Source organism: Colwellia sp. 12G3 (assembly GCF_002836775.1).
In the GTDB taxonomy this organism is placed as follows: Bacteria; Pseudomonadota; Gammaproteobacteria; order Enterobacterales; family Alteromonadaceae; genus Colwellia.
Map to the genome: position 1 here is coordinate 1 of NZ_PJAQ01000039.1, position 2,655 is coordinate 2,655.

Consider the following 2,655-nt stretch of genomic DNA (forward strand, 5'->3'; position numbering starts at 1 on the left):
CTTGAAAGCCTTCCCATAATCCTTCAAATTCAGAATTTGCATATGAAGAGAAACTTAATAATAAGATAACTAAAACTAGAAAATTGCGCATATCATCCTTGAGCTTTATAACGCCTCAATCAGAGGCAAAAATCAGTTGGTTATAATTAGCGACGCAGGAGCAAAACCAACTGTTTTTTGTCCTACTGAATTGACTTGTTAGGAATACCTACTTCTCAATAGCATTTATAATAAAATACGGCAATTTATCAGAAGCGTTTACCATTATCCATAAAGAATAGAGATTCACGCTTTGATTAACTTTATAGTGGCTAACAATGCTTTTGGACAAGGTATCTTGAACAAATAAATTAAGGCTGACACCTGAATCTGTGGCTACCTTCATACAATAATTTATAGGTGGTATTTTTATTTGTGACATATTCATAATCATTTGGACATATGAGTGAGCATTGCAACGTTTAGGTAGCTCTAAAATGTTGGCGGTAAGGAATAGCCTTTCTGGAGGTAAAATTATAGACTGCCCTAATGTTTTGCCTTCAGCAATAGCCGCTGATTTTATAAGCAAGTCAGGTAACATTGTTGGCTTATAACTCTTTTTATCAAGCGCCTGTAAATTAAATGAGAACATTAAAACTAAAAAGTAACACAGAAACTTCATGGTATTCCTAACGCCCAAATAACAGGCTAAGTAATTGTTGGCTAAAATTGTGTAGCGAAGCGAAACGTAGCCAACTGTTACGTGTCCTTGTTTATTTTCTTGTTAGGTATCTTTTTTTGCTCCGTAAGAATAAGGTGAACAAAATAAAAGATAAAAAATATTCGAATTATTGAAGCAGTATAAAAAGAAGATGGAGTGTCTGATGCCATTAAAATAGTACCGGTTCTATTTGACATAGAACCATTTAAAATATCCCAAACCAAAGTTCCTCCAGAAAGCAATATGACGATAATAGACCCAAAAACTTTCTTTTTAGTAAACTCTACAGGAGGGATTTCTTCTGGTGTATTTACATAAACTTCTTCAACTTCAACGGGGGATGACAATCCACGTACTTTAATTTCTTCTATTAATTGCTTAACTCTATCTGGATAGACATCTTTGTCGATATGCTCATAAATGTCATATAGCTCATCGGCTGAACATTTTGAATACTTAGTTGATAGACTCATTAGAACACCGATACCTAACAGCTTATTATGGAGACTTCTCAGTAATGTCCGTCCCATAAAATTAATTTATTGCCGCTTAATATTCCATAATTTCAATGAATTAGAAAGATTAAAATTTAAGAAAACATTTATAGTTGGATATTACTGAGAAGTCTCAGTAATATCCAATCATCATAACATTAATTAAATTGATATTTTTCATAAGGTTAACCTATTGCCCTAATGAGTTAATCCTGTTTATTGGCATTTACTGAGACTTCTCAGTAATATCCGCTGTTATAATATTTGATATTTATTTACCTCAAACCTACACTGTATATAAATACAGTTACAGGGGTTTGAAAAATGTCTACATCGCCTTTTCTTGAAAGTATCCGTCATATCCTCCGTACAAAGCATTACAGTATCCAAACTGAAAAAACGTATTTACTATGGATTAAACGATTTATTCTCTTCAACCAAAAACGCCACCCCAAGGATATGGGTGAGCAAGAAGTAAGTAATTATCTCACTTATTTAGCGGTTAATAGGCAGGTAACATCTTCAACTCAAAATTTAGCATTATGTTCAATTGTTTTTATGTACAAACACGTCTTTGAAAGAGAGCTCACTTTGCTATCTGATACTGTTAGAGCAAAAGCCCCAACCAGAGTACCGATGGTATTATCCAATAAAGAGGCGACTGCAATTATTAATGGATTAAAGCCTCCTTATCACCTGATGTTCAGTTTGCTATATGGCTCAGGGTTAAGAAAAGCAGAGTTGTTAGCGTTACGTATCAAAGATATCGATTTTGACGGGAATTCAATTTATGTTTTTCGTGGTAAAGGGGCTAAGGATAGAATGACCTTATTGCCTAAAACTCTTATAGAGTCACTTAAAGAACAAATAGAGAAAGTCGAAGGCCTACACCGTAAAGACTTAGCAGAAGGAGAAGGGAAAACGAGTTTACCGTCCGGATTAGCACGTAAATACCCAAAGGCAATTACTGAATTTAAATGGCAATACCTATTCCCGTCAACTGTTAGATGTAAGCATCCAACAGATGGTTATTTTTGCCGTCACCACTTACATTGGACTTCATTGTCTAAAGCTCTGAGAGCTGCTGTTTTGAAAACAGGCATTAGAAAACATGTCACAGCACATACCTTTCGGCATACTTTCGCGACTCAGTTATTATTAAATGGAGCTGATATTAGAACGGTACAAGAATTACTTGGCCATAATGATTTGAAGACTACTCAAATCTATACTCATGTGATTGGCCAGCATTCATCAGGGACTCTTAGCCCCATTGATAGATAACCTAACCATTAGAAAAAGTATCTCTTTTTTTATTTTGCTGATGCCCTCAGTTAGCATTAACTATTTGATGACGAATGACCGCTGTGGTGGCATTTTTGCCAGTTAGGATTAACAGTTTATTGTCAAAAAGTTATCATCAATATACTCATGTTTTTATACTTTGGGAACGTCCGCTAA

General features: G+C 34.7%; 3 protein-coding genes. 1 reads left to right on the forward strand and 2 read right to left on the reverse strand.

The window, feature by feature from the left end; all coding sequences use genetic code 11:
• Positions 1 to 208: 208 nt before the first annotated feature.
• Both CXF71_RS10085 and CXF71_RS10090 read right to left on the reverse strand, forming a co-directional pair.
• On the reverse strand, positions 209 to 661 hold the full coding sequence (locus tag CXF71_RS10085; protein WP_101232835.1) for a hypothetical protein: 453 nt from the start codon (positions 659 to 661) through the stop codon (positions 209 to 211).
• A gap of 77 nt (positions 662 to 738) precedes the next feature.
• Positions 739 to 1,173, reverse strand: a complete 435-nt coding sequence (locus CXF71_RS10090; RefSeq protein WP_157826734.1) for a hypothetical protein — start codon at positions 1,171 to 1,173, stop codon at positions 739 to 741.
• A gap of 345 nt (positions 1,174 to 1,518) precedes the next feature.
• Between CXF71_RS10090 and CXF71_RS10095 the strand changes: the two genes are divergently transcribed.
• Positions 1,519 to 2,478, forward strand: a complete 960-nt coding sequence (locus tag CXF71_RS10095; protein ID WP_101232837.1) for an integron integrase — start codon at positions 1,519 to 1,521, stop codon at positions 2,476 to 2,478.
• Positions 2,479 to 2,655 lie beyond the last annotated feature (177 nt).